An 18,909-nucleotide genomic window follows, 5' to 3' on the forward strand; every position below is an offset into this window, starting at 1 on the left:
AAGCAAGGGAGCGGGAGGCGATGGGCGGCATCATGGCTCTGGCAGGCGTCGGGCATTCCGGCCCGTCGATCGGCATCCCCGCCGCCACGCGTCGCCCGCAGGCCGTGGTCCGCGGCGAGGTTCGCCCGCTCTCCGCCTGCGGCGACATCGCCCGGCAATGGTCGGATCTGGCTGCCCGCGCCCTCGAGCCCAACCCCTGCCTCGCACCCGGCTTCCTGCTGCCGGCAGCCCAGCATCTGATCGCCTTTCGCGACGCCGCCCTGCTGCTGCTCTGGCAGGCGGCGCCCGAGCCGGAAGGGCGGCGGTTGATCGGCCTCGTGCCGCTGCGCCAGCGGCGGCGCATCTTCGGCGCGACGACGCTGGAAGGCTTCTCCGATCGCCGCCTGCTCAACGGCACCCCGCTGATCGACAAGGACCAGGCGGCCGTCGCGCTCTCAGGCCTGCTGCGTCAGCAGCGCGAAGCCGGGACGGGCCGGCTCGACCTGACGCTGAGCGCCATCGATCCCGCCGGCAGCTTCGCCGCGACCCTCGCCCGCATCGCCGTCGGCCAGGGCGTGGCCGTCGACTGGCTGGAGCGGACTGGTGTTCGTCCCGATCTGGCCGGGCCGTCCCATCTCTCAATCGCGCAAGAGGCTCTGGCGGCGCGCGGCAAGCTCAGCCTGCGCGAACCGCGCGCCCTGTCGGCCCGGCGCGACGCGGTCGAGATCCTGCTGGCGCTCGAGGCCTCCGGTGCCTATGCCCGCAGTGGCCGGGCGACGCTTCAGGACACGCGGGAGGCCGCCTTCCTGCGCAGCATGAGCCGCCATCTCGGCCGGCAGAAGCTTTGCCGCGTCGCCCTGCTGATGCTCGACGAGCAGCCGATCGCAGCCGCCCTGACGCTCGGCCGGGGCGCCTGCTGCTGGCTCTACCTCGCCGTCGAGGACGAGACGCTCGCCGCCTTCGCGCCGCTCTCCCTGCTGCTCACGCTGATGCGCGGCGCGGCCCCGGCGCGCCAGATCCTGCTGCCCAGCGGACTGCCGCTCTTCGGTGCGCAACGAGACGGCTTCGGCAACATGCGGCTGACATCCGGAACGCCGCGGAGCCCGGCCGAGCTCGCCGCCCGCATGGGCAGGCGCATCGCCCAATCGCTGTTCAGGCCTCGGCCCGCAACGCGCGGCGGATGATCTTGCCGGTCGTGGTCATCGGCAACTCGTCGCGGAAGGCGATCTCGCGCGGATATTCATGCGCCGACAGCCTGGCCCGCACGAAGCCCTGCAGCTCCGAGACCAGCGCCGGCGAGCCGGCGAGCCCCGACTTCAGCACGACGAAGGCCTTGATGATCTCGGTGCGCAGCCGATCGGGCTTGCCGATGACGGCGGCGAGCGCGACCGCCGGATGCTTCAGCAGGCAGTCCTCGATCTCGCCCGGCCCGATGCGATAGCCGGAAGAGGTGATGACGTCGTCGTCCCGGCCGATGAAGCGGACATAGCCGTCCTCGTCCTGAACGCCTTCGTCGCCGGTCGTCATCCAGTCGCCGACGAACTTCGCCGCCGTCGCCGCCGGGTTGCGCCAGTACTCCAGGAACATCACCGGATCCGGCCGGCGCACCGCGATCTGCCCCTGCTCCCCGACAGCGCAGACCGTGCCGTCGGGCCGGATGATCGCGACCTCATGCCCAGGCACCGCCTTGCCGATCGCGCCCGGTCGGCTCACCCCGATCGCGGCGCTCGAGGCGAGCACCAGGTTGCATTCGGTCTGGCCATAGGCCTCGTTGATGCTGAGCCCGAGCGCCTCGCGCCCCCAGGCCAGCGTCTCGGCGCCGAGCGCCTCGCCGGCGGCAGCGACGGTGCGCAGATTCAGCTTGAAACGCCCCTGCGGATTGCCGGCACCGCGCAGCATCCGGAGCGCTGTCGGCGGCACAAAGGCGTTGCGGATGCCGAGATCCTGCATCAGGCGATAGGCCTCGTCCGGCTCGAAGCGCGTCACCGGCCGGGCGACCACGGCGACGCCGAAATGCAGCGCCGGCAGCAGCATGTTGAGTAGGCCGCCCGCCCAAGCCCAGTCGGCCGGCGTCCAGGCGAGGTCGCCCGGCTGCGGCATGAACTCATGCGGCATCTGCACGCCAGGCAGATGGCCGGGCAGGACGCGGTGTCCGTGCAGCGCGCCCTTCGGATTGCCGGTGGTGCCCGAGGTGTAGATCATCAGCGCCGGATCGTCGGGCGCGGTCTCGACAGGCGTAAAATCCGGGCTGGCGTCGGCCAGCAGCGCGTCCCACCCCAGCGCCGCGCCGTCCGCCCCGTCGGTCGAGATCTGCAGCGCGAGCTCCGGCAGCGGTTCCGCGATCTGCCGCAGCTTCGCCAGGCCGGGCGCGTTGGTGATGATCGCCTTCGCGCCGGAATCGGCGAGCCGATAGGCCAGCGCATCGACGCCGAACAAGGCCGCCAGCGGCACGGCGATGGCCCCGAGCTTATAGGCGGCGAGATGCGCGGTCAGGACCGCACGTCCCTGCGGCAGCAGGATCGCGACCCGGTCCCCTCGCCCGACGCCGCAGGCCCGCAAGGCCTGGGCGAGGCGGTTCGAATGCTCGCGAAACCAGCCGAAGCTGACCGGCTCGACCCGCCAGTCCCCCGATACCTCGATGATCGCCGGCCGCTCGGGGGCGATGGCCGCCCAGCGGTCGCAGACATCGACAGCGATGTTGTAGCGCTCGGGGATGCACCAGCGGAAGGCGGCGCGCAACGCGTCATGGTCGGTCGGTTCTGGCAGTCTCAAGATCACGGTCCGGAAAGGGGCGCCGCACGATAGGCAGGCGATCTCCGGCTGTCACCCGCGCCCGGCGCGGGCTTTCCGTGCGTCACGATGCGCTCAGAACATGCGTTCGCCGGCGGGGGGCAGGTAGGCGTCGGAAAAGGCATCGCCCGCCCGCGCCTTGTCCCGGAACGGCGCCGCCAGGGCGAGCTGGTCAAGCGCCCGGCCCCAGCGCTCCTGGTCAATCCCGCCGAACCCATGCGCCTTCACATGGGGCGTAAGCATGTTCTGGGCGATCACCATGTCGAGCCGCTCGCGCTCGATCTCGGCCTGGGTCGCCTCGTTGCGGCGGACGACGAGCTGCGCAGCGAAGGTCGGGTTGACGATCGCATCGCGGATGCCGCGCATGATCGCGCGTACCAGGCCGCGCACCGCCTCCGGCCGCTCCGTGAGCAGCTTCGGCCCGATCATCACCGTACTGCCGTAGAGCTCCAGGCCATGATCGGCCATCCACATCAGCACGATGTCGTCGGTCGGCACGCCCCGGGCCTTCAGGCTGACATAGGACGAGGCGCCGAAGCCGAAGGCGGCATCGATCTCGCCGGAGGCCAGCATCGGCTCCCGCACCGGAAAGCCGACGGTCTCCAGCTTGATCTTGCTGTCGTCGATCTTGTTGAGGGTCTTGAACAGCGGCCACTGCGCGAAGCTGACATCGCCGGCCGGCGCGCCGATCTTCTTGCCTTCGAGGCTGGCCGGTTCGGCGGTGATGCCGCGGCTCTTGCGACCGATCACGGCGAAGGCCGGCCGGTCATAGACCATCATGACCGCCTTGAGATCCGCGCTCGGATTCTCGTCGCGATAGCGGATCAGCGCATTGACGTCGCCGAAGCCCGCATCCAGCTGCCCCGCCCCCATCCGCTGGACCATGGCGCGCGCGCCATTGCCGGCCTCGATCGTGACGTCGAGGCCTTCCACACCGAAATAGCCCTTTTCCTGGGCGATGAGGAACGGCGCCGACGGTCCTTCGAGGCGCCAGTCCAAGGCGAAGCGAATGGCGGTATTGCCCTGGGCCCGCGCCCGCCCGCCGCTCGCAGCGCCGAGCGTGGCGGCGCCCAGCAGCAGCCGCCCGACGGCACGCCGCGACAGGGTCGCTGCGGTTCGAGGCGGAACGATCGGCATGGCAGGCCTCCGCGCCTTGAGATGGTGTCGATCAGGGCGACAACGCCCTCGCCCGATCCTCCTAACACCATAACACGTTGAAACTACGTCAACGCCGCGACACTCTGGGGATCGGGCCGCATCTTCATAACGGCAGCGCCCCATCCGTCTTGACCTCCTCCATCACGGCATAGGTCCGCGTCTCCCGCACCGCCGGCAGCGCCAGCAGCACCTCGCCGAGAAAATGGCGATAGGCGTTCATGTCGGCGACGCGCGTCTTGACCAGGTAGTCGAAACCACCTGCCACCATATGGCATTCGAGCACCTCCGGCGCCCGCTTCACCGCCGCGGCGAAGCGCTCGAAAGCGTCGGGCGTGGTCTTGTCGAGATAGACTTCGACGAAGACGAGCAGGCTCAGGCCGAGCTTCACCGGGTCGAGCGTGGCGCGGTAGCCGGTGATGTAGCCGTCCCGCGTCAGCCGCTTTAGGCGTTCGCCCGTGGCGGTGGGGGAAAGCCCGACCTTCTCGGCGAGTTCCACCCCCGCGATGCGGCCATCGCCCTGCAGCAGCGTGAGGATACGACGGTCCGTTCGGTCCAGCATGATCTTTCACTATCAAGACGATATTTATCGAAGATTTATACTGGCAAGAGCCTACAAATGCCAATTGATATGCGCCATGTGATCCATCATCCTTTAGATAATCCAGTTTGACCGATCGTTTCGGAGCCCTTCATGGCCGCCCCTGCCTCGCATACCGCCATGCCGCCCTTCCGCGCGCCCTTCGCCGAGGATGACGGCGCCATCGCCGGCCGCCTGCTCGCCTCCGCGCGCCGCGACCCCGCGGCCAAGGCCCGGATCGACGCCCGCGCCACCGGGCTGATCGAAGCGATCCGGACCCGCAAGGTCGGCCTCGGCGGCATCGAGGAACTGCTGCGCGAGTACTCGCTCTCGACCAAGGAAGGCCTGGCGCTGATGGTGCTGGCGGAGGCGCTGTTGCGCGTTCCGGATGCGACCACCGCGGACCGCCTGATCGAGGACAAGCTCGGCCAGGGCGATTTCGCCCATCATGAATCGAAGTCCGACGCCTTCCTGGTCTCGGCCTCGGCCTGGGCGCTCGGCATCACCGCCCGCGTCATCCAGCCCGGCGAGACACCGACCGGCATCGTCAGCAGCCTCGCCAAACGTCTCGGCGTGCCGACCGTGCGCACCGCGACGCGCCAGGCGATGCGCGTCATGGGCAATCATTTCGTGCTCGGCCAGACGATCGAGGAGGCGCTGAAGCGCGCCCGGACCGGCACCGGCAAGCTCTACCGCTACTCCTTCGACATGCTCGGCGAAGGCGCCCGCACCCAGGCCGACGCCGACCGCTATTTCAAGTCCTATGCCGACGCGATCGACGCCATCGGCCGCTCGGCCGGCAACGACAAGCTGCCCAACCGCCCCGGCATCTCGGTCAAGCTCTCGGCGCTGCATCCACGCTACGAGGCGACGAACCACGAGCGCGTGCTCTCGGAGCTGGTGCCGAAGGTGATCGATCTCGCCCGTCAGGCGAAGGGCTACGACCTCAACTTCACCATCGACGCGGAGGAGGCCGACCGGCTCGAGCTCTCGCTCGACGTGATCGACGCCGTCTTCGCCGATCCCTCGCTCGACGGCTGGGACGGCTTCGGCCTCGCCATCCAGGCCTATCAGAAGCGCGCCTCGGCCGTGATCGATCATATCGGCCGGCTCGCCGAGACCCACAACCGGCGCATGATGGTGCGGCTGGTCAAGGGTGCCTATTGGGACACCGAGCTCAAGCGCGCCCAGGAGCGCGGCCTCGCCGACTATCCCGTCTTCACCCGCAAGGCGATGACCGACCTCAATTACGAGGCCTGCGCCGCCCAGCTCCTGAAGCTCAGGCCCCGCATCATCCCGCAATTCGCCACGCATAACGCATTGACCGTCGCGACCGTCGCGGAAATGGCTGCGGATGCCGAGGGCTTCGAGTTCCAGCGCCTGCACGGCATGGGCGAGGCGCTCTACGAGAAGCTGCTGCGCGAGAACGAGGGCTATGCCTGCCGCACCTATGCACCGGTCGGCGGCCATCAGGACCTGCTCGCCTATCTCGTCCGCCGCCTGCTCGAGAACGGCGCCAACTCCTCCTTCGTCAGCGCCTCCGGCGATCCCGACGTCCCGGTCGCGGAGCTGCTGCTGCCGCCGGCCGACATCATCGGTTCCGCCAGCGCCGCCCGCCATCGCCGCATCCCGCTTCCGGCCGATCTCTATGGCCCGTCGCGCAAGAACTCGGCCGGCACCGAGCTCGGCCATGAAGCCAGCCTCGATGCTCTGGTGAAGGACATCGCCGCGACGAAGAATTTCCCCGACGCCGCACCGCTGATCGATGGCAAGCCCCAGGCCGGCATCGCGCGCGACGTGCGCTCGCCGATCGACAACAAGCCGATCGGTAAGGCCATCGAGGCCGATGCCGCCACGGCCGAGCGGGCCCTGCTCGCGGCCAAGGTCGGTTTCCGCGCCTGGAGCGAGACGCCCGCCCGCATCCGCGCCGCCGCGCTGCGCAAGGCGGCCGACATCATGGAAACCCGCCGCGGGCTGCTGATCGCGCTGCTGCAGAGCGAGGCCGGCAAGACCATCGACGACGCCATCTCCGAACTGCGCGAGACCGTCGATTTCTGCCGCTATTATGCCGCGCAGGCCGAGGAGCATTTCGCCGCCCCGACGGTTCTGCCCGGCCCGACCGGCGAGGAGAACCGGCTGATCCTGCGCGGTCGCGGCGCCTTCGTCTGCATCGCGCCCTGGAACTTCCCGCTCGCGATCTTCACCGGCCAGGTCGTCGCCGCGCTCGTCGCCGGCAACAGCGTCGTCGCCAAGCCGGCGCCGCAGACGCCGATCATCGCGACCGTCGCGATCAAGATCCTGCACGAGGCCGGCGTGCCGGTCACCGCCCTGCATCTCGTGCCGGGCGGCACCGAGGCGGGCGCCGCCCTGGTCGCGCATAAGGACGTCGCCGGCGTCGCCTTCACCGGCTCGACGGCGACCGCGCGCGGCATCAACCGGGCGCTCTCCGCCAAGGACGGCCCGATCGTACCGCTGATCGCAGAGACCGGCGGCCTCAACGCCATGATCGTCGACGCCACCGCCCTGCCGGAACAGGTCGCGGACGATGTCGTGATGTCGGCCTTCCGCTCGGCCGGCCAGCGCTGCTCGGCGCTGCGCCTGCTCGTGGTGCAGGAGGACGTCGCCGACAAGATGCTCGAGATGATCGAGGGCGCGACCAAGGAGCTCAAGCTCGGCGATCCGCGCCGGCTCGACACCCATATCGGACCGGTGATCGATACCGCCGCCAAGCAGCGGCTCGACACCCATGTCGCCGCCATGCGCCAGCAGGGCCGCGTCGCCTGGGCCGGGCAAGCCGCCGATCTCGGCGGCACCTTCGTCGCGCCGCATATCGTCCGGCTCGACCGCGTTACCGACCTCACCGCCGAGCATTTCGGGCCGGTCCTGCATGTCGTGCGCTGGAAGGCCGGCGAGCTCGACAAGGTGATCGATGCGATCGACGCCTCGGGCTACGGGCTGACGCTCGGCGTCCATTCGCGCATCGAGGCGACGGTGGAGCGCGTGGCGCAGCGCCTGTCGACCGGCAACGTCTATGTCAACCGCAACATCATCGGCGCGGTCGTCGGCGTCCAGCCCTTCGGCGGCCATGGGCTCTCGGGCACCGGTCCCAAGGCCGGCGGCCCGCACTACCTGATGCGCTTCGCCACCGAGCAGACGGTGACGATCAACACCGCCGCCGCCGGTGGCAATGCCAGCCTGATCGCGATGGGCGAATGAACCGGAGGGGCCGAAAGGCCCCTCTTCTTCATCTGCGTCGCTTCCCGCGCTCCCCCTCAGGCAGCGCGGTAACGCGCCAGCCAATGGGCGTAAGGCGCCGGCAGGGTCGCCCAGGCCGGGTTCTCGACGCCGAGCGCCTGTGCCGCGGCGTAGGGCCAATGCGGGTCGGCCAGCAGCGGCCGGCCCAGCGTGACCAGATCGACCTTACCTTCGCGCACCAGCGCATCGGCCTGCTCCGGCTTGCTGATGTACCAGCTCGTCGAGGCCGGCAGCCCGCTCTCGCGGCGCACACGCTCGGCGACCGGTGCCAGGAAGGCCGGGCCCCACGGGATCCTGGCCTCGTTGGTCGAGAAGCCGACGCTGACGTCGATGAAGTCGAGCCCCTCGGCCTTGAAGCGCTTCACCAGCTCGATCGCCTCCGCGAGCGTCTCCTCGTCGCGCCCGTCATATTCGATGACGCCGAGACGGGCCGAGAGCGGGCGGTTCTCCGGCCAGACCTTGCGCACCGCGGCAAGCGTCTCGATCAGGAAGCGGCTGCGGTTCTCGAAGCTGCCGCCATAGGCATCGTCGCGCTTGTTGGCATGCGGCGACAGGAAGTTCTGCGCCAGATAGCCATGGGCGAAATGCAGCTTCAGCCATTCGATGCCGATGTCGCGGGCGCGCTCAGCCGCCGCGACGAAATCGGCGCGGACCCGGGCGATGTCGGCCTGCGTCATCGCCCGCGGCACCCGCGAGAGGCCGCCGCCATGGGCGAGGGCGGAAGGCGCGATCGTCTCCCAGCCGCGCGGATCGTTCGCCGGGATGTGGTCGTCGCCTTCCCAAGGCCGGTTGGCACTGGCCTTGCGGCCAGCATGGCCAATCTGGATGCCCGTGACGGCGCCGGCCTTGCGCATCTCCGCGATAATCGGCGCCAGCGCCTCGGCCTGCGCGTCGTTCCAGAGTCCGAGACAGGCCGGCGTGATCCGCCCTTCCGGCGAGACGCCGGTCGCCTCGATCACGACGAGGCCGGCTCCGCCCCGGGCCAGCCCGGCGAAATGGGCGCGATGCCATTCATTGGCGACGCCGTCCTGCGCCGAATATTGGCACATCGGCGAGGCGACGATGCGGTTGCGAAGGGTGACATCCTTCAGGCTGAAGGGATCGAAGAGGCCGGGCATGCTGGGCTCCGTGAGGGATTTTGATATTTCCATATTTCGATATTTTTCGAACTTTGGCAATATCAAAACCCTGTGATAGGCTCTGCCTCATGCGACATGCCCGCCTACCCGCTTCCGACGAGATAGCGCTTGAGGACGTCTTCCACGCGCTGAGCGACCCGTTCCGGCTCGAGGTCGTACGGCGGCTCGCGACAGAGGGCGAGGCCAGCTGCCAGGCCCTGGAAGGCGACCGCCCGAAATCCAGCGTCTCGCATCATTTCCGCGTCCTGCGCGAAGCCGGGCTGATCCGCACGCGCAACGAGGGCGCGACGCGGATGAACGCCCTCCGCCACGAGGACATCAATCGCCGCTTCCCCGGACTTCTCTCCTGCGTTCTGGCCAAGCAGGAAGACTGAGTTTCCTGACCGACGGCCCGGCGGCCGACGCGTTGATCAGTTCGCTCACACTCGGCGGTTTCGCAGCGGAAGGCACAGCCCTATGCTCGCGTCATGAGTCTCCCCTACCGCCCCAATGTCGGCATCGCCCTGTTCAATGCACAGGGACTGGTCTTCGCCGGCCGCTCCCACAGCGCCGGCCCGGAGATCGTGCTGCCCGGCTTCGAATGGCAGATGCCGCAGGGCGGGATCGACCCCGACGAGGACATCGTCGCCGCCGCCCGCCGCGAGCTGGAAGAAGAGACGGGCATCACGGACGCGACGTTCCTGGCCGTCACCGAAGAGTGGTGGAGCTATGATTTTCCGCCCTATGCCGGGCCGCCGCACAAGCTCACCGCCTTCCGCGGCCAGCGCCAGCGCTGGGTCGCCTTCCGCTTCTCCGGCAGCGAGAACGGGATCGATATCGGCAAGCCGAATGGCGAGGAGCCGCCGGAGTTCAGCGAGTGGCGTTGGAGCCCGCTCGCGGCGATGCCGGGGCTGGTCGTGCCCTTCAAGCGCCCGGTCTATGAGAAGGTGACGCAGGCGTTTGCGGGCTTCGCGACGCCTTGAGCACAGCATACCCCTCGCGGCAGATTCTGCGCTGAGGCGGCTGCGAGCCGCCATTGCGAGGAGCGAAGCGACGAAGCCATCCAGGGGGGACTGGGTGGCTGCATCGACCCAGTCCCCCCTGGATTGCTTCGCTGCACTCGCAATGACGACGAGGGGCGACAACATCGCGCCAACAAAAAAGGGCCGCTCGCGCGGCCCTTTCGAATTCCGGAGCTGAAGGGGCGATCAGGCCGCCTTGCGCTGCTCGAAGACGTGCTTGAACTCGTGCAGCTGCACCAGCGTGTCCTGCAGGCGCTTCTTCTCGTCGTCATTGTGCGAACCGGCCAGACGCGTCTCGGCGCTCAGGATCTCGGCCTCGAGCACGGCGGTGTCGACGTCCTCGATAAAGCGGCCCTGCTCGGCCAGGATCGTGGTCGACGCCTGGTTGACCTCGACGAGGCCGCCATTGACGAAGAATTCCTTGCCGTTGCTGTCGGTCGTCTGGATGAAGACGATGCCGGCCTTGAGCGTCGCGACGAGCGGCGCATGGCCGGCGAGCACGGTCATCTCGCCCTCGACCGAGGGAACGATGACGCTGACGACATCGCCCGAGAACAGGATGCGCTCCGGCGAGACGAGTTCGAACTTGAAGGTAGCCATCGTTTCATTCTCCCCGGCTCGTCATGGCCGGGCTTGACCCGGCCATCTCGGAAACCAGCGGTTTCTGGTCATGAGATCCCCGGGGCAAGCCCGAGGATGACGCATTCGGTAGCTTACGCGGCCTCGGCGGCCAGGCGCTGCGCCTTCTCGACGGCTTCTTCGATCGAGCCGACCATGTAGAAGGCCGCTTCCGGCAGGTGGTCGTACTTGCCCTCGACCAGGCCCTTGAAGCCCTTGATCGTGTCTTCGAGCGAAACGAGCTTGCCGGGCGATCCGGTGAAGACTTCTGCGACGTGGAAGGGCTGCGACAGGAAGCGCTCGATCTTGCGGGCGCGGGCAACCGTCATCTTGTCGTCTTCGGAGAGCTCGTCCATGCCCAGGATCGCGATGATGTCCTGCAGCGCCTTGTAGCGCTGGAGCACCTGCTGGACCTGGCGGGCGACGCCGTAGTGCTCCTCGCCGACGATGTCGGCCGAGAGCATGCGCGAGGTCGAGTCGAGCGGGTCGACCGCCGGGTAGATGCCCTTTTCCGCGATCGAGCGCGAAAGCACCGTCGTGGCGTCCAGGTGGGCGAAGGAGGTCGCCGGCGCCGGGTCGGTCAGGTCGTCCGCCGGCACGTAGATCGCCTGCACCGAGGTGATCGAGCCCTTGGTCGTGGTGGTGATGCGCTCCTGCAGGTTGCCCATGTCCGTGGCGAGCGTCGGCTGATAGCCCACCGCCGAAGGAATGCGGCCTAGCAGCGCCGACACCTCGGAGCCCGCCTGCGTGAAGCGGAAGATGTTGTCGACGAAGAACAGCACGTCCTGGCCCTGGTCGCGGAAGTGCTCGGCGACGGTCAGGCCCGAGAGCGCGACGCGCATGCGGGCGCCCGGCGGCTCGTTCATCTGGCCGTACACAAGGGCGCACTTGGAGCCAGCGGTCGAACCGTTGTTCTCCTTCGGGTCCTTGTTGACGTTCGACTCGATCATCTCGTGATAGAGGTCGTTGCCCTCACGGGTGCGCTCGCCGACGCCGGCGAACACCGAGTAGCCGCCGTGGGCCTTCGCGACGTTGTTGATCAGCTCCATGATCAGCACGGTCTTGCCGACGCCGGCACCGCCGAACAGGCCGATCTTGCCGCCCTTGGCGTAAGGCGCCAGCAGGTCGACGACCTTGATGCCGGTGACGAGGATCTGCGCCTCGGTCGACTGCTCGGAATAGGCCGGGGCGGGCTGATGGATGCCGCGGGTGTTGGTGGTCTTGATCGGGCCGGCCTCGTCCACGGGCTCGCCGATGACGTTCATGATGCGGCCGAGGCACTCGTCGCCGACCGGAACGGCGATCGGGGCGCCGGTGTCGGTGACCGACTGGCCGCGGACCAGACCTTCGGTCGAGTCCATGGCGATGGTGCGGACCGTGTTCTCACCGAGGTGCTGCGCAACCTCGAGGACGAGGCGGTTGCCGAGGTTCTCGGTCTCGAGCGCGTTCAGGATCTCCGGCAGGGCGCCGTCGAACTGCACGTCGACGACGGCGCCGATGACCTGAGCAACGCGGCCGGTGCCGGTGTTCGCGGGCTTCTCGGCGGTCTTCGTCTTGGTGGTCTTGGTAGCGGCTTTGGCCATGGTGGAACCTCGGGACTAGCGCATTCGGATGTAGCGGCTGCCGGCGGATCGCTCCGCCGGCGGAAGTAGGCGGTTAGAGCGCTTCCGCGCCGGAGATGATCTCGATCAGTTCCTTCGTGATCATCGCCTGGCGCGAGCGGTTGTAGAGCGTGGTCTGCTTCTTGATCATCTCGCCGGCGTTGCGCGTGGCGGAATCCATCGCCGACATGCGCGCGCCCTGTTCGGAAGCGGCGTTCTCGAGCAGCCCGCGCAGGACCTGGACGGTCAGGTTGCGCGGCAGCAGCGCCTCGAGGATTTCGCCCTCGTCCGGCTCGTAGTCGTAGACGGCGTCGGTCTGCTTCGTCCCTTCCGGAATCTCGGCCGGGATGATGCGCTGCGCCGTCGGGATCTGGGCGATCACCGACTTGAACTTCGAGAAGAACAGGGTCGCGACGTCGAACTCGCCATTGCCGAAGCGGCTCAGCACGTTCTGGGCGATCGCCTCGGCGTTGACGAAGCCGACCTGCTTGAACTCGCGCAGATCGATGAACTCGATGATCTCGTTCGCGAACTGCCGGCGCAGGATGTCGTAGCCCTTCTTGCCGACGCAGATGATCTTGACCGTCTTGCCTTCGGCCTTGAGCGCATTCGCCTTGTCGCGGGCGAGGCGCGCGATCGAGGAGTTGAAGGCGCCGCACAGGCCGCGCTCGGCGGTCAGGACGAGCAGCAGATGCACCTTGTCCGAGCCCGTGCCGGCGATCAGGCGCGGCGCGCTCGAACCGGACACGCCGGAAGCGAGATTCGCCAGCACCGTCTCCATGCGCTCGGCATAGGGGCGCGCGGCCTCGGCGGCCGTCTGCGCCCGGCGCAGCTTGGCAGCCGCGACCATCTGCATGGCCTTGGTGATCTTCTGCGTCGCCTTCACGGAGGCGATGCGGTTACGTAGGTCCTTAAGGGACGGCATCCGATCTCTACCCCTACCCGTCGGCCGCGAACGGCGACGAAGCAATCCAGAGAAGCGGCGCGGCGGAGCTGATGCTCGCCGCGCCCGCGGTCATGATCAGGCGAAGGACTTCGCGAAGCCCGCGACGATGTCCTTGAGCTTGCCGGCGTTGGCGTCCGACAGATCCTTCGACGAGCCGATCTCGTTGAGGAGGTCGGCATGCTTCGAGCGGACCAGCGACAGCAGGCCGTCCTCGAAGGCGCGAACCTTGGTGACCGGCAGCGCATCGAGATAGCCGTTCACGCCGGCATAGATCACGATGACCTGCTCTTCCATCTTCAGCGGCGAGAACTGCGGCTGCTTCAGCAGCTCGGTCAGGCGGGCGCCGCGGTTGAGCAGGCGCTGCGTGACCGCGTCGAGGTCCGAGCCGAACTGGGCGAAGGCGGCCATCTCGCGATACTGGGCGAGCTCGCCCTTGATCTTGCCGGCAACCTTCTTCGTCGCCTTGGTCTGCGCCGAGGAGCCGACGCGCGACACCGAGAGGCCGACGTTCACCGCCGGGCGGATACCCTGGTAGAACAGATCCGTCTCCAGGAAGATCTGGCCGTCGGTGATCGAGATCACGTTGGTCGGGATGTAGGCCGAGACGTCGTTCGCCTGCGTCTCGATGACCGGCAGCGCCGTCAGCGAGCCGAGGCCGGCGGCCTCGCCCATCTTCGCCGCGCGCTCGAGCAGGCGGGAGTGGAGATAAAACACGTCGCCCGGATAGGCCTCGCGGCCCGGCGGGCGGCGCAGCAGCAGCGACATCTGGCGATAGGCGACGGCCTGCTTGGAGAGGTCGTCATAGATGATCACGGCGTGCATGCCGTTGTCGCGGAAATACTCGCCCATGGCGCAGCCGGCGAAGGGCGCCAGGAACTGCATCGGGGCGGCGTCCGAGGCGGTGGCGGCCACGACGATGGAATACTCCATCGCGCCGCGCTCCTCGAGCACCTTCACGAGCTGGGCGACGGTCGAGCGCTTCTGGCCGATGGCCACGTAGACGCAGTAGAGCTTCTGGCTCTCCGGAGCGCCTTCGACGTTGAGAGGCTTCTGGTTGAGGATGGTATCAAGCGCCAGGGCCGTCTTGCCGGTCTGACGATCGCCGATGATCAGCTCGCGCTGGCCACGGCCGATCGGGATCAGGGCGTCGACCGCCTTGAGGCCGGTCGCCATCGGCTCGTGCACCGACTTGCGCGGGATGATGCCGGGCGCCTTGACGTCGACGCGGGCGCGGGTCTTGGCCTTGATCGGGCCCTTGCCGTCGATCGGGTTGCCGAGGGCGTCGACGACGCGGCCGAGCAGCTCCTTGCCGACCGGAACGTCGACGATGGCGCCGGTGCGCTTGACGGTCTGGCCTTCCTTGATCTCACGGTCGGAACCGAAGATCACGACGCCGACATTGTCGCTCTCGAGGTTGAGCGCCATGCCGCGCACGCCGGACTCGAACTCGACCATCTCGCCGGCCTGGACCTTGTCGAGGCCGTAGACGCGGGCGATGCCGTCACCGACGGAAAGAACCTGGCCGACTTCGGTGACCGAAGCTTCCGACCCGAAATTCGAGATCTGGGCCTTCAGGATGGCGGAGATTTCAGCGGGGCGGATGTCCATCAGCCGACCTCTTTCATGGCAAGACGAATTGAATTGAGCTTGGTTTTCAGCGAGGCGTCGACCATGCGGGAGCCCATCTTGACGATGAGCCCGCCGATGAGCGCCGGATCGACCTTGATCGAGACGTCGACATCCTTGCCGGCGACGCCCTTGAGCGCCGCGCGGATCTCATCGACGCGCTTGGCGGTGGGCTGCTCGGCGACCGTCACCTCGGCGGAGACGATGCCCTTGGCCTCAGCGACCAGACGCTTATAGGCGGTGATCATGCCCGGCAGCGCGAAGAGACGACGCTTGCTGGCGACCAGGCCGATGAAATTGGCAGCAACGCCGGTGATGCCGGCCTTGTCGAGCACGGCCTTGATCGCCGCGACCTGCTCCTCGGCGGTGAAGGCCGGGCTCTCGATCAGGCGGGTGAGGTCGGCGTTCTCGGCGAGCAGGCCGTTGAACGAGTCCAGAGCGGCCGCGACGGTATCGATCGCACCCGTCTCCTCAGCCAGCTCGAACAGAGCGGTGGCATAGCGCTGAGCTACGCCCGACACCAATGTCCCCTGCGATCCGCCTTCAGCCACGCTTCCCGTCTCTCGTTTCAAGGGACCGCACCGGCGACCTTCCTTGGGAAGGTGGAGTGCATGGTCCCGGCGCTGCGAGTATCTTAGGCGCCAAGCCGGCTAGACGGCTTCGCGACCGAAATGTGGCGGTGCCCTAGCATGCGGCACGGGGCCACGCAATCGCTAGTTCGCCATCCCCAGCGGCAATTCTGCCATCACTTTCAGCACGTCAAAGGAAACTCTGGGGGTCGACATCGACCGCGACCCTGACGGAGCCCTTCGGCCGCGGCGCCCGTTTCAGCCAGCCCCGCAGATAGTCCTGCAGATTGATCTCGCGCGCCGTCTTGACGATCAGGCGCATGCGATGGCGCCCGCGCAGCACTGCGAGCGGCGCTTCCGCCGGCCCCAGCACCATGATTCCGTCGCCCGCCTCGGCCGAACGCGCCAGCGCCCTGGCGTGGCTTTCCGCTTCCGCCTGGCTGTTCGCGGAGACGATCAGCGCCGCCAGACGGCCGAAGGGCGGCAGCCCCGCCGCCTCGCGCGAAGCCTCCTCTGCGGCATAAAACCGCTCCGGGTCTCCCGAGATCAGCGCCTTGAGCACGGGATGCTCCGGGTCATGCGTCTGAAGCAGGGCGCGGCCCGGTTTTTCGCCTCGCCCGGCGCGCCCGGTCACCTGCCGCAGCGCCTGGAAGGTCCGCTCTGCCGCCCTCGGGTCGCCGGAAGTGAGGCCGAGATCGGCATCGATCACGCCGACCAGCGTCATTCCCGGGAAATTATGGCCTTTGGCGACGAGCTGCGTGCCGATGACGATGTCGAACTCGCCCTCGGCCACTGCCATCAGCTCCTGCTTCAACCTTTCGGTGCCGCCGGGAAAATCGCTGGAGAGCACGATCGAACGCGCCTGTGGAAAAAGCGTCGCGACCTCCTCCGCCAGGCGTTCTACCCCCGGCCCGCAGGCGATCAGGCTCTCCGGCTGGTGGCAGGCCGGGCACTCATACGGCCGGCGCTCGACATGGCCGCAATGATGGCAGACCAGCGCCCGGCGGAAGCGATGGTCGACCAGCCAGGCCGTGCAGTTCGGGCATTGGAAGCGATGGCCGCAATCGCGGCAGAGCGTCAGCGGCGCATAGCCGCGCCGGTTGAGGAAGAGCAGCGACTGCTCCTTGGCCTCGAGATTCGCCTCGACCGCCTTGATCAGCGCCCCCGAGAGCCATTGCCCCCGCTCCGGCTTGTCGCGGCGCAGGTCGACGAGGCCGAGCTCAGGCAATTCGCGCCCGCCGAAACGCTCCGGCAGCTTGAGATGGGCGTAGCGCCCGCGCTCGGCATTGACGCGGGTTTCCAGCGAAGGCGTCGCCGAAGCCAGCACGATCGGCGCATTCTCGATCCGCCCCCGCACCACCGCCATGTCGCGCGCATGGTAGGAGACGCCGTCCTCCTGCTTGTAGGCGCTCTCATGTTCCTCATCGACGACGATCAGGCCGAGATCGCTATAGGGCAGGAACAGCGCCGAGCGGGCGCCGGCCACGACCTTGGCCTCGCCGCTCGCGATCGCCGCCTGCAGCCGCTCGCGCCGCCGCCCGCTGACGGCCGAGTGCCAGAGCCCGGGCTTGACGCCGAAGCGAGCCTCGAAGCGGTCGATGAACTGGGCGGTGAGAGCGATTTCCGGCATCAGGATCAGGCTCTGGCGGCCCTGCCGGATCGCCTCGGCCACCGCCTCGAAATAGACCTCGGTCTTTCCCGAACCGGTAACGCCTTCGAGCAGCGAGACGCTGAAAGCCTTCGCCTGCACCGATGCGACCAGCGCCTGCGCGACCTCGCCTTGCCCTTCCGACAATTCCGGCACGGCGTGGTCGGGATCGGGCCGCGCCGCGATCGCCTCGCGCGGCAGCGGCTCGACCACGAAGGTGCCGGCATCGACGAGCGAATCGATCACTGCCGCGCTGACCGAGGCCGCCTCCGCCAGCGCCGATTTTGCGATCAGCAGCCCGCCTTCGGCCGCCGCGATGGCCCGGGCTCGCGCCGGCGTCATCCGCCCCGGCGGTGGCCCGGCGAGCCTGACGCCGAGCTTCGGCCGCTCGGGCGTGTCGTCCGGTTGCCGGCGCAGCGCCAGCGCCAGCACCGAGCCCTTGGGTGCGAGCGTGTACCAGGCCACCCAGTCGACGAGCTTGCGCAGCGCCGGGTCGAGGGGCGGCATGTCATATTTGCCGCTGACCTTCTTGAGATTACCGCCGCGCCCGGAACCGACATCCCAGACCACGCCGACCGTCTCGCGCGGCCCGAGCGGCACCTGCACGACGTCGCCGGGCTTGAGCACGAGCCCCGCCGGCACGGCATAGCTATAGGCCTGGTCGAGCCCTAGCGGGATCAGCACGTCGACCGTGCCACCCTGCCCCGTCTCTCCGGTATCGTCGATCAGATCGAACTGCGCCATCGCCACAAATATTGCCGCGTCATCCCGGGCGGAGCGTAGCGAAGACCCGGGATCCATGCCGGAACGGTTCAGGCATGGATCCTGGATCGGCGCCGCCAAAGGCGGCTTGTCCGGGATGACGGCGTGTTTCCTGTGCCTGTGTCTAGCATCGATTCGCGACCTGTTAAGGCGGGAGCGTCATGGTCGATGCCTGAGCCCCCGTCATGCTTGCCCTTGTGGCGAGCATCCACGTCTTGAACACCGATCTCGATCAGCCAAGGCGTGGCTGGTCGGGACAAGCCCGACCATGACGGAACGCCTGCGCATGACCGATTTCGACTCCTTCCGGCGCGAATGGCTCTCCCACCTCTCGGCCGAGCGGCGCCTCTCGCCGAAGACGCTGGAGGCCTATGGCCGCGACCTCGGCCAGTTCGCCGCCTTCCTGACCGGGCATCTCGGCGGAGCCCCCTCGCTCGCCGACATCGCGGGCTTGAAGCCGGCCGATCTGCGCGCCTTCCTCGGCCAGCGCCGCCGCGACGGCGTCGGCAACCGCACGCTGATGCGCCAGCTCGCGGCTTTGCGCTCCTTCGCCCGCTTCGGCGAGCGCAGCGGCAAGCTCACCGCCGCCGCCTTCGCCGCCACGCGCGGTCCGCGCCTCGGCAAATCCCTGCCTCGCCCGCTCGAACCCAGCGCCGCCAGGGCCGTCACCCAGGCCGATACCCGCGCCGGCGAGGAGCGCGAACCATGGATTCTTGCCCGCGATGCCGCCGTGCTCGGCCTGCTCTATGGCAGCGGCCTGCGCATCTCGGAGGCGCTCTCGCTTTCCCGCGCCCAGGCGCCGCGACAGGCCGGCGACACGCTCACCGTGATCGGCAAGGGCAACAAGACCCGGATGGTACCGGTGCTGCCCGTCGTGGTCGGCGCCATCGCGGAATATCTCGAGCTGTGCCCCTGGCGCTTGCCGCCGGACGGCCCCCTCTTCGTCGGCGCCAAGGGCGGGCCGCTGTCGCCGCGCATCATCCAGCTCGCGGTCGAGTCCTTACGCGGCGCGCTCGGCCTGCCCTCCTCCGCCACGCCGCACTCCCTGCGCCATTCCTTCGCGACACATCTGCTCGGCCGCGGCGGCGATCTGCGGGCCATCCAGGAACTGCTCGGCCACGCCTCGCTTTCGACGACGCAGATCTACACCCGCATCGATTCCGCGAGATTGATGGCGGCCTATGACGCCGCCCATCCGCGCGCCGGCCGCTAGCGCCCTCTTGCTGCCTTAACGGAAAGC

At 68.3% G+C, this 18,909-nt stretch carries 15 protein-coding genes; 5 read left to right on the forward strand and 10 right to left on the reverse strand.

Translation table 11 applies throughout. From position 1 onward, the window contains the following. The first annotated feature begins 20 nt into the window (after positions 1 to 20). Positions 21 to 1,163, forward strand: coding sequence for a GNAT family N-acetyltransferase (locus tag B5Y19_RS23715; protein WP_055730916.1), 1,143 nt, complete (start codon positions 21 to 23; stop codon positions 1,161 to 1,163). Here the strand turns inward: B5Y19_RS23715 and B5Y19_RS23720 are convergent. The 3 genes from B5Y19_RS23720 to B5Y19_RS23730 form a co-directional block, all read right to left on the reverse strand. Beyond that, positions 1,132 to 2,745, reverse strand: a complete 1,614-nt coding sequence (locus B5Y19_RS23720) for an AMP-binding protein (RefSeq protein WP_079592241.1) — start codon at positions 2,743 to 2,745, stop codon at positions 1,132 to 1,134. The two genes, B5Y19_RS23715 and B5Y19_RS23720, sit on opposite strands and share 32 nt — an antisense overlap. Positions 2,746 to 2,844: 99 nt before the next feature. Continuing rightward, a complete protein-coding gene (locus B5Y19_RS23725; protein WP_055730915.1) occupies positions 2,845 to 3,906 on the reverse strand; it encodes an ABC transporter substrate-binding protein in 1,062 nt (353 codons plus the stop codon). A 124-nt stretch (positions 3,907 to 4,030) separates the two neighbouring features. Next, complete coding sequence (locus B5Y19_RS23730) at positions 4,031 to 4,489, reverse strand: Lrp/AsnC ligand binding domain-containing protein (protein ID WP_055730914.1); 459 nt, start codon at positions 4,487 to 4,489, stop codon at positions 4,031 to 4,033. A 129-nt stretch (positions 4,490 to 4,618) separates the two neighbouring features. On the opposite strand from B5Y19_RS23730, the gene putA reads away from it, so the two are divergent. After that, complete coding sequence (putA, locus tag B5Y19_RS23735; protein ID WP_079592225.1) at positions 4,619 to 7,720, forward strand: bifunctional proline dehydrogenase/L-glutamate gamma-semialdehyde dehydrogenase PutA; 3,102 nt, start codon at positions 4,619 to 4,621, stop codon at positions 7,718 to 7,720. 56 nt (positions 7,721 to 7,776) lie between these two features. Here the strand turns inward: putA and B5Y19_RS23740 are convergent, their stop codons facing one another. Next, a complete protein-coding gene (locus tag B5Y19_RS23740) occupies positions 7,777 to 8,877 on the reverse strand; it encodes an NADH:flavin oxidoreductase/NADH oxidase (protein WP_055730913.1) in 1,101 nt (366 codons plus the stop codon). Positions 8,878 to 8,966: 89 nt separating this feature from the next. Here B5Y19_RS23740 and B5Y19_RS23745 point away from each other — a divergent pair, with 89 nt between their 5' ends. Then, positions 8,967 to 9,272 carry an ArsR/SmtB family transcription factor gene (locus tag B5Y19_RS23745; RefSeq protein WP_055730912.1) on the forward strand — a complete coding sequence of 102 codons (306 nt, stop codon included), beginning with the start codon at positions 8,967 to 8,969 and terminating at the stop codon, positions 9,270 to 9,272. Between the two features lie 93 nt (positions 9,273 to 9,365). Then, complete coding sequence (locus B5Y19_RS23750; RefSeq protein ID WP_055730911.1) at positions 9,366 to 9,860, forward strand: RNA pyrophosphohydrolase; 495 nt, start codon at positions 9,366 to 9,368, stop codon at positions 9,858 to 9,860. Between the two features lie 225 nt (positions 9,861 to 10,085). Here the strand turns inward: B5Y19_RS23750 and B5Y19_RS23755 are convergent, their stop codons facing one another. The 6 genes from B5Y19_RS23755 to B5Y19_RS23780 all read right to left on the reverse strand — a co-directional run bounded on the left by B5Y19_RS23755 (position 10,086) and on the right by B5Y19_RS23780 (position 17,651). Then, positions 10,086 to 10,499 carry a F0F1 ATP synthase subunit epsilon gene (locus B5Y19_RS23755; protein ID WP_055730910.1) on the reverse strand — a complete coding sequence of 138 codons (414 nt, stop codon included), beginning with the start codon at positions 10,497 to 10,499 and terminating at the stop codon, positions 10,086 to 10,088. Positions 10,500 to 10,612: 113 nt separating this feature from the next. Further along, positions 10,613 to 12,100: a F0F1 ATP synthase subunit beta gene (atpD, locus tag B5Y19_RS23760; RefSeq protein ID WP_055730909.1), complete on the reverse strand. Its 1,488-nt coding sequence runs from the start codon at positions 12,098 to 12,100 to the stop codon at positions 10,613 to 10,615. Between the two features lie 73 nt (positions 12,101 to 12,173). Further along, entirely contained in the window at positions 12,174 to 13,043 is an 870-nt protein-coding gene (locus tag B5Y19_RS23765) for a F0F1 ATP synthase subunit gamma (protein ID WP_055730908.1), read from the reverse strand. A 96-nt stretch (positions 13,044 to 13,139) separates the two neighbouring features. Next, positions 13,140 to 14,672 carry a F0F1 ATP synthase subunit alpha gene (atpA, locus tag B5Y19_RS23770; protein WP_055730907.1) on the reverse strand — a complete coding sequence of 511 codons (1,533 nt, stop codon included), beginning with the start codon at positions 14,670 to 14,672 and terminating at the stop codon, positions 13,140 to 13,142. Next, the gene (locus B5Y19_RS23775) at positions 14,672 to 15,241 is read right to left on the reverse strand and encodes a F0F1 ATP synthase subunit delta (RefSeq protein ID WP_055730906.1); all 570 of its coding nucleotides are present in this window, start codon (positions 15,239 to 15,241) and stop codon (positions 14,672 to 14,674) included. The genes atpA and B5Y19_RS23775 overlap by 1 nt, the downstream gene beginning before the upstream one ends. Positions 15,242 to 15,449: 208 nt before the next feature. Then, a complete protein-coding gene (locus B5Y19_RS23780) occupies positions 15,450 to 17,651 on the reverse strand; it encodes a primosomal protein N' (RefSeq protein ID WP_079592227.1) in 2,202 nt (733 codons plus the stop codon). Positions 17,652 to 17,937: 286 nt separating this feature from the next. Here B5Y19_RS23780 and B5Y19_RS23785 point away from each other — a divergent pair, with 286 nt between their 5' ends. After that, positions 17,938 to 18,882 carry a tyrosine recombinase XerC gene (locus tag B5Y19_RS23785; RefSeq protein WP_280174408.1) on the forward strand — a complete coding sequence of 315 codons (945 nt, stop codon included), beginning with the start codon at positions 17,938 to 17,940 and terminating at the stop codon, positions 18,880 to 18,882. The last annotated feature ends 27 nt before the right edge of the window (positions 18,883 to 18,909 follow it).

It is taken from the genome of Allobosea thiooxidans (assembly GCF_900168195.1).
GTDB lineage: Bacteria > Pseudomonadota > Alphaproteobacteria > Rhizobiales > Beijerinckiaceae > Allobosea > Allobosea thiooxidans.

Coding starts and splice junctions, on each gene's coding strand:
- B5Y19_RS23715 (WP_055730916.1), top strand. CDS start 21: ATGGGCGGCATCATGGCTCTGGCAGGCGTCGGGCATTCCGGCCCGTCG.
- B5Y19_RS23725 (WP_055730915.1), bottom strand. CDS start 3,906: ATGCCGATCGTTCCGCCTCGAACCGCAGCGACCCTGTCGCGGCGTGCC.
- putA (WP_079592225.1), top strand. CDS start 4,619: ATGGCCGCCCCTGCCTCGCATACCGCCATGCCGCCCTTCCGCGCGCCC.
- B5Y19_RS23740 (WP_055730913.1), bottom strand. CDS start 8,877: ATGCCCGGCCTCTTCGATCCCTTCAGCCTGAAGGATGTCACCCTTCGC.
- B5Y19_RS23745 (WP_055730912.1), top strand. CDS start 8,967: ATGCGACATGCCCGCCTACCCGCTTCCGACGAGATAGCGCTTGAGGAC.
- B5Y19_RS23750 (WP_055730911.1), top strand. CDS start 9,366: ATGAGTCTCCCCTACCGCCCCAATGTCGGCATCGCCCTGTTCAATGCA.
- B5Y19_RS23755 (WP_055730910.1), bottom strand. CDS start 10,499: ATGGCTACCTTCAAGTTCGAACTCGTCTCGCCGGAGCGCATCCTGTTC.
- atpD (WP_055730909.1), bottom strand. CDS start 12,100: ATGGCCAAAGCCGCTACCAAGACCACCAAGACGAAGACCGCCGAGAAG.
- B5Y19_RS23765 (WP_055730908.1), bottom strand. CDS start 13,043: ATGCCGTCCCTTAAGGACCTACGTAACCGCATCGCCTCCGTGAAGGCG.
- atpA (WP_055730907.1), bottom strand. CDS start 14,672: ATGGACATCCGCCCCGCTGAAATCTCCGCCATCCTGAAGGCCCAGATC.
- B5Y19_RS23780 (WP_079592227.1), bottom strand. CDS start 17,651: ATGGCGCAGTTCGATCTGATCGACGATACCGGAGAGACGGGGCAGGGT.
- B5Y19_RS23785 (WP_280174408.1), top strand. CDS start 17,938: ATGACGGAACGCCTGCGCATGACCGATTTCGACTCCTTCCGGCGCGAA.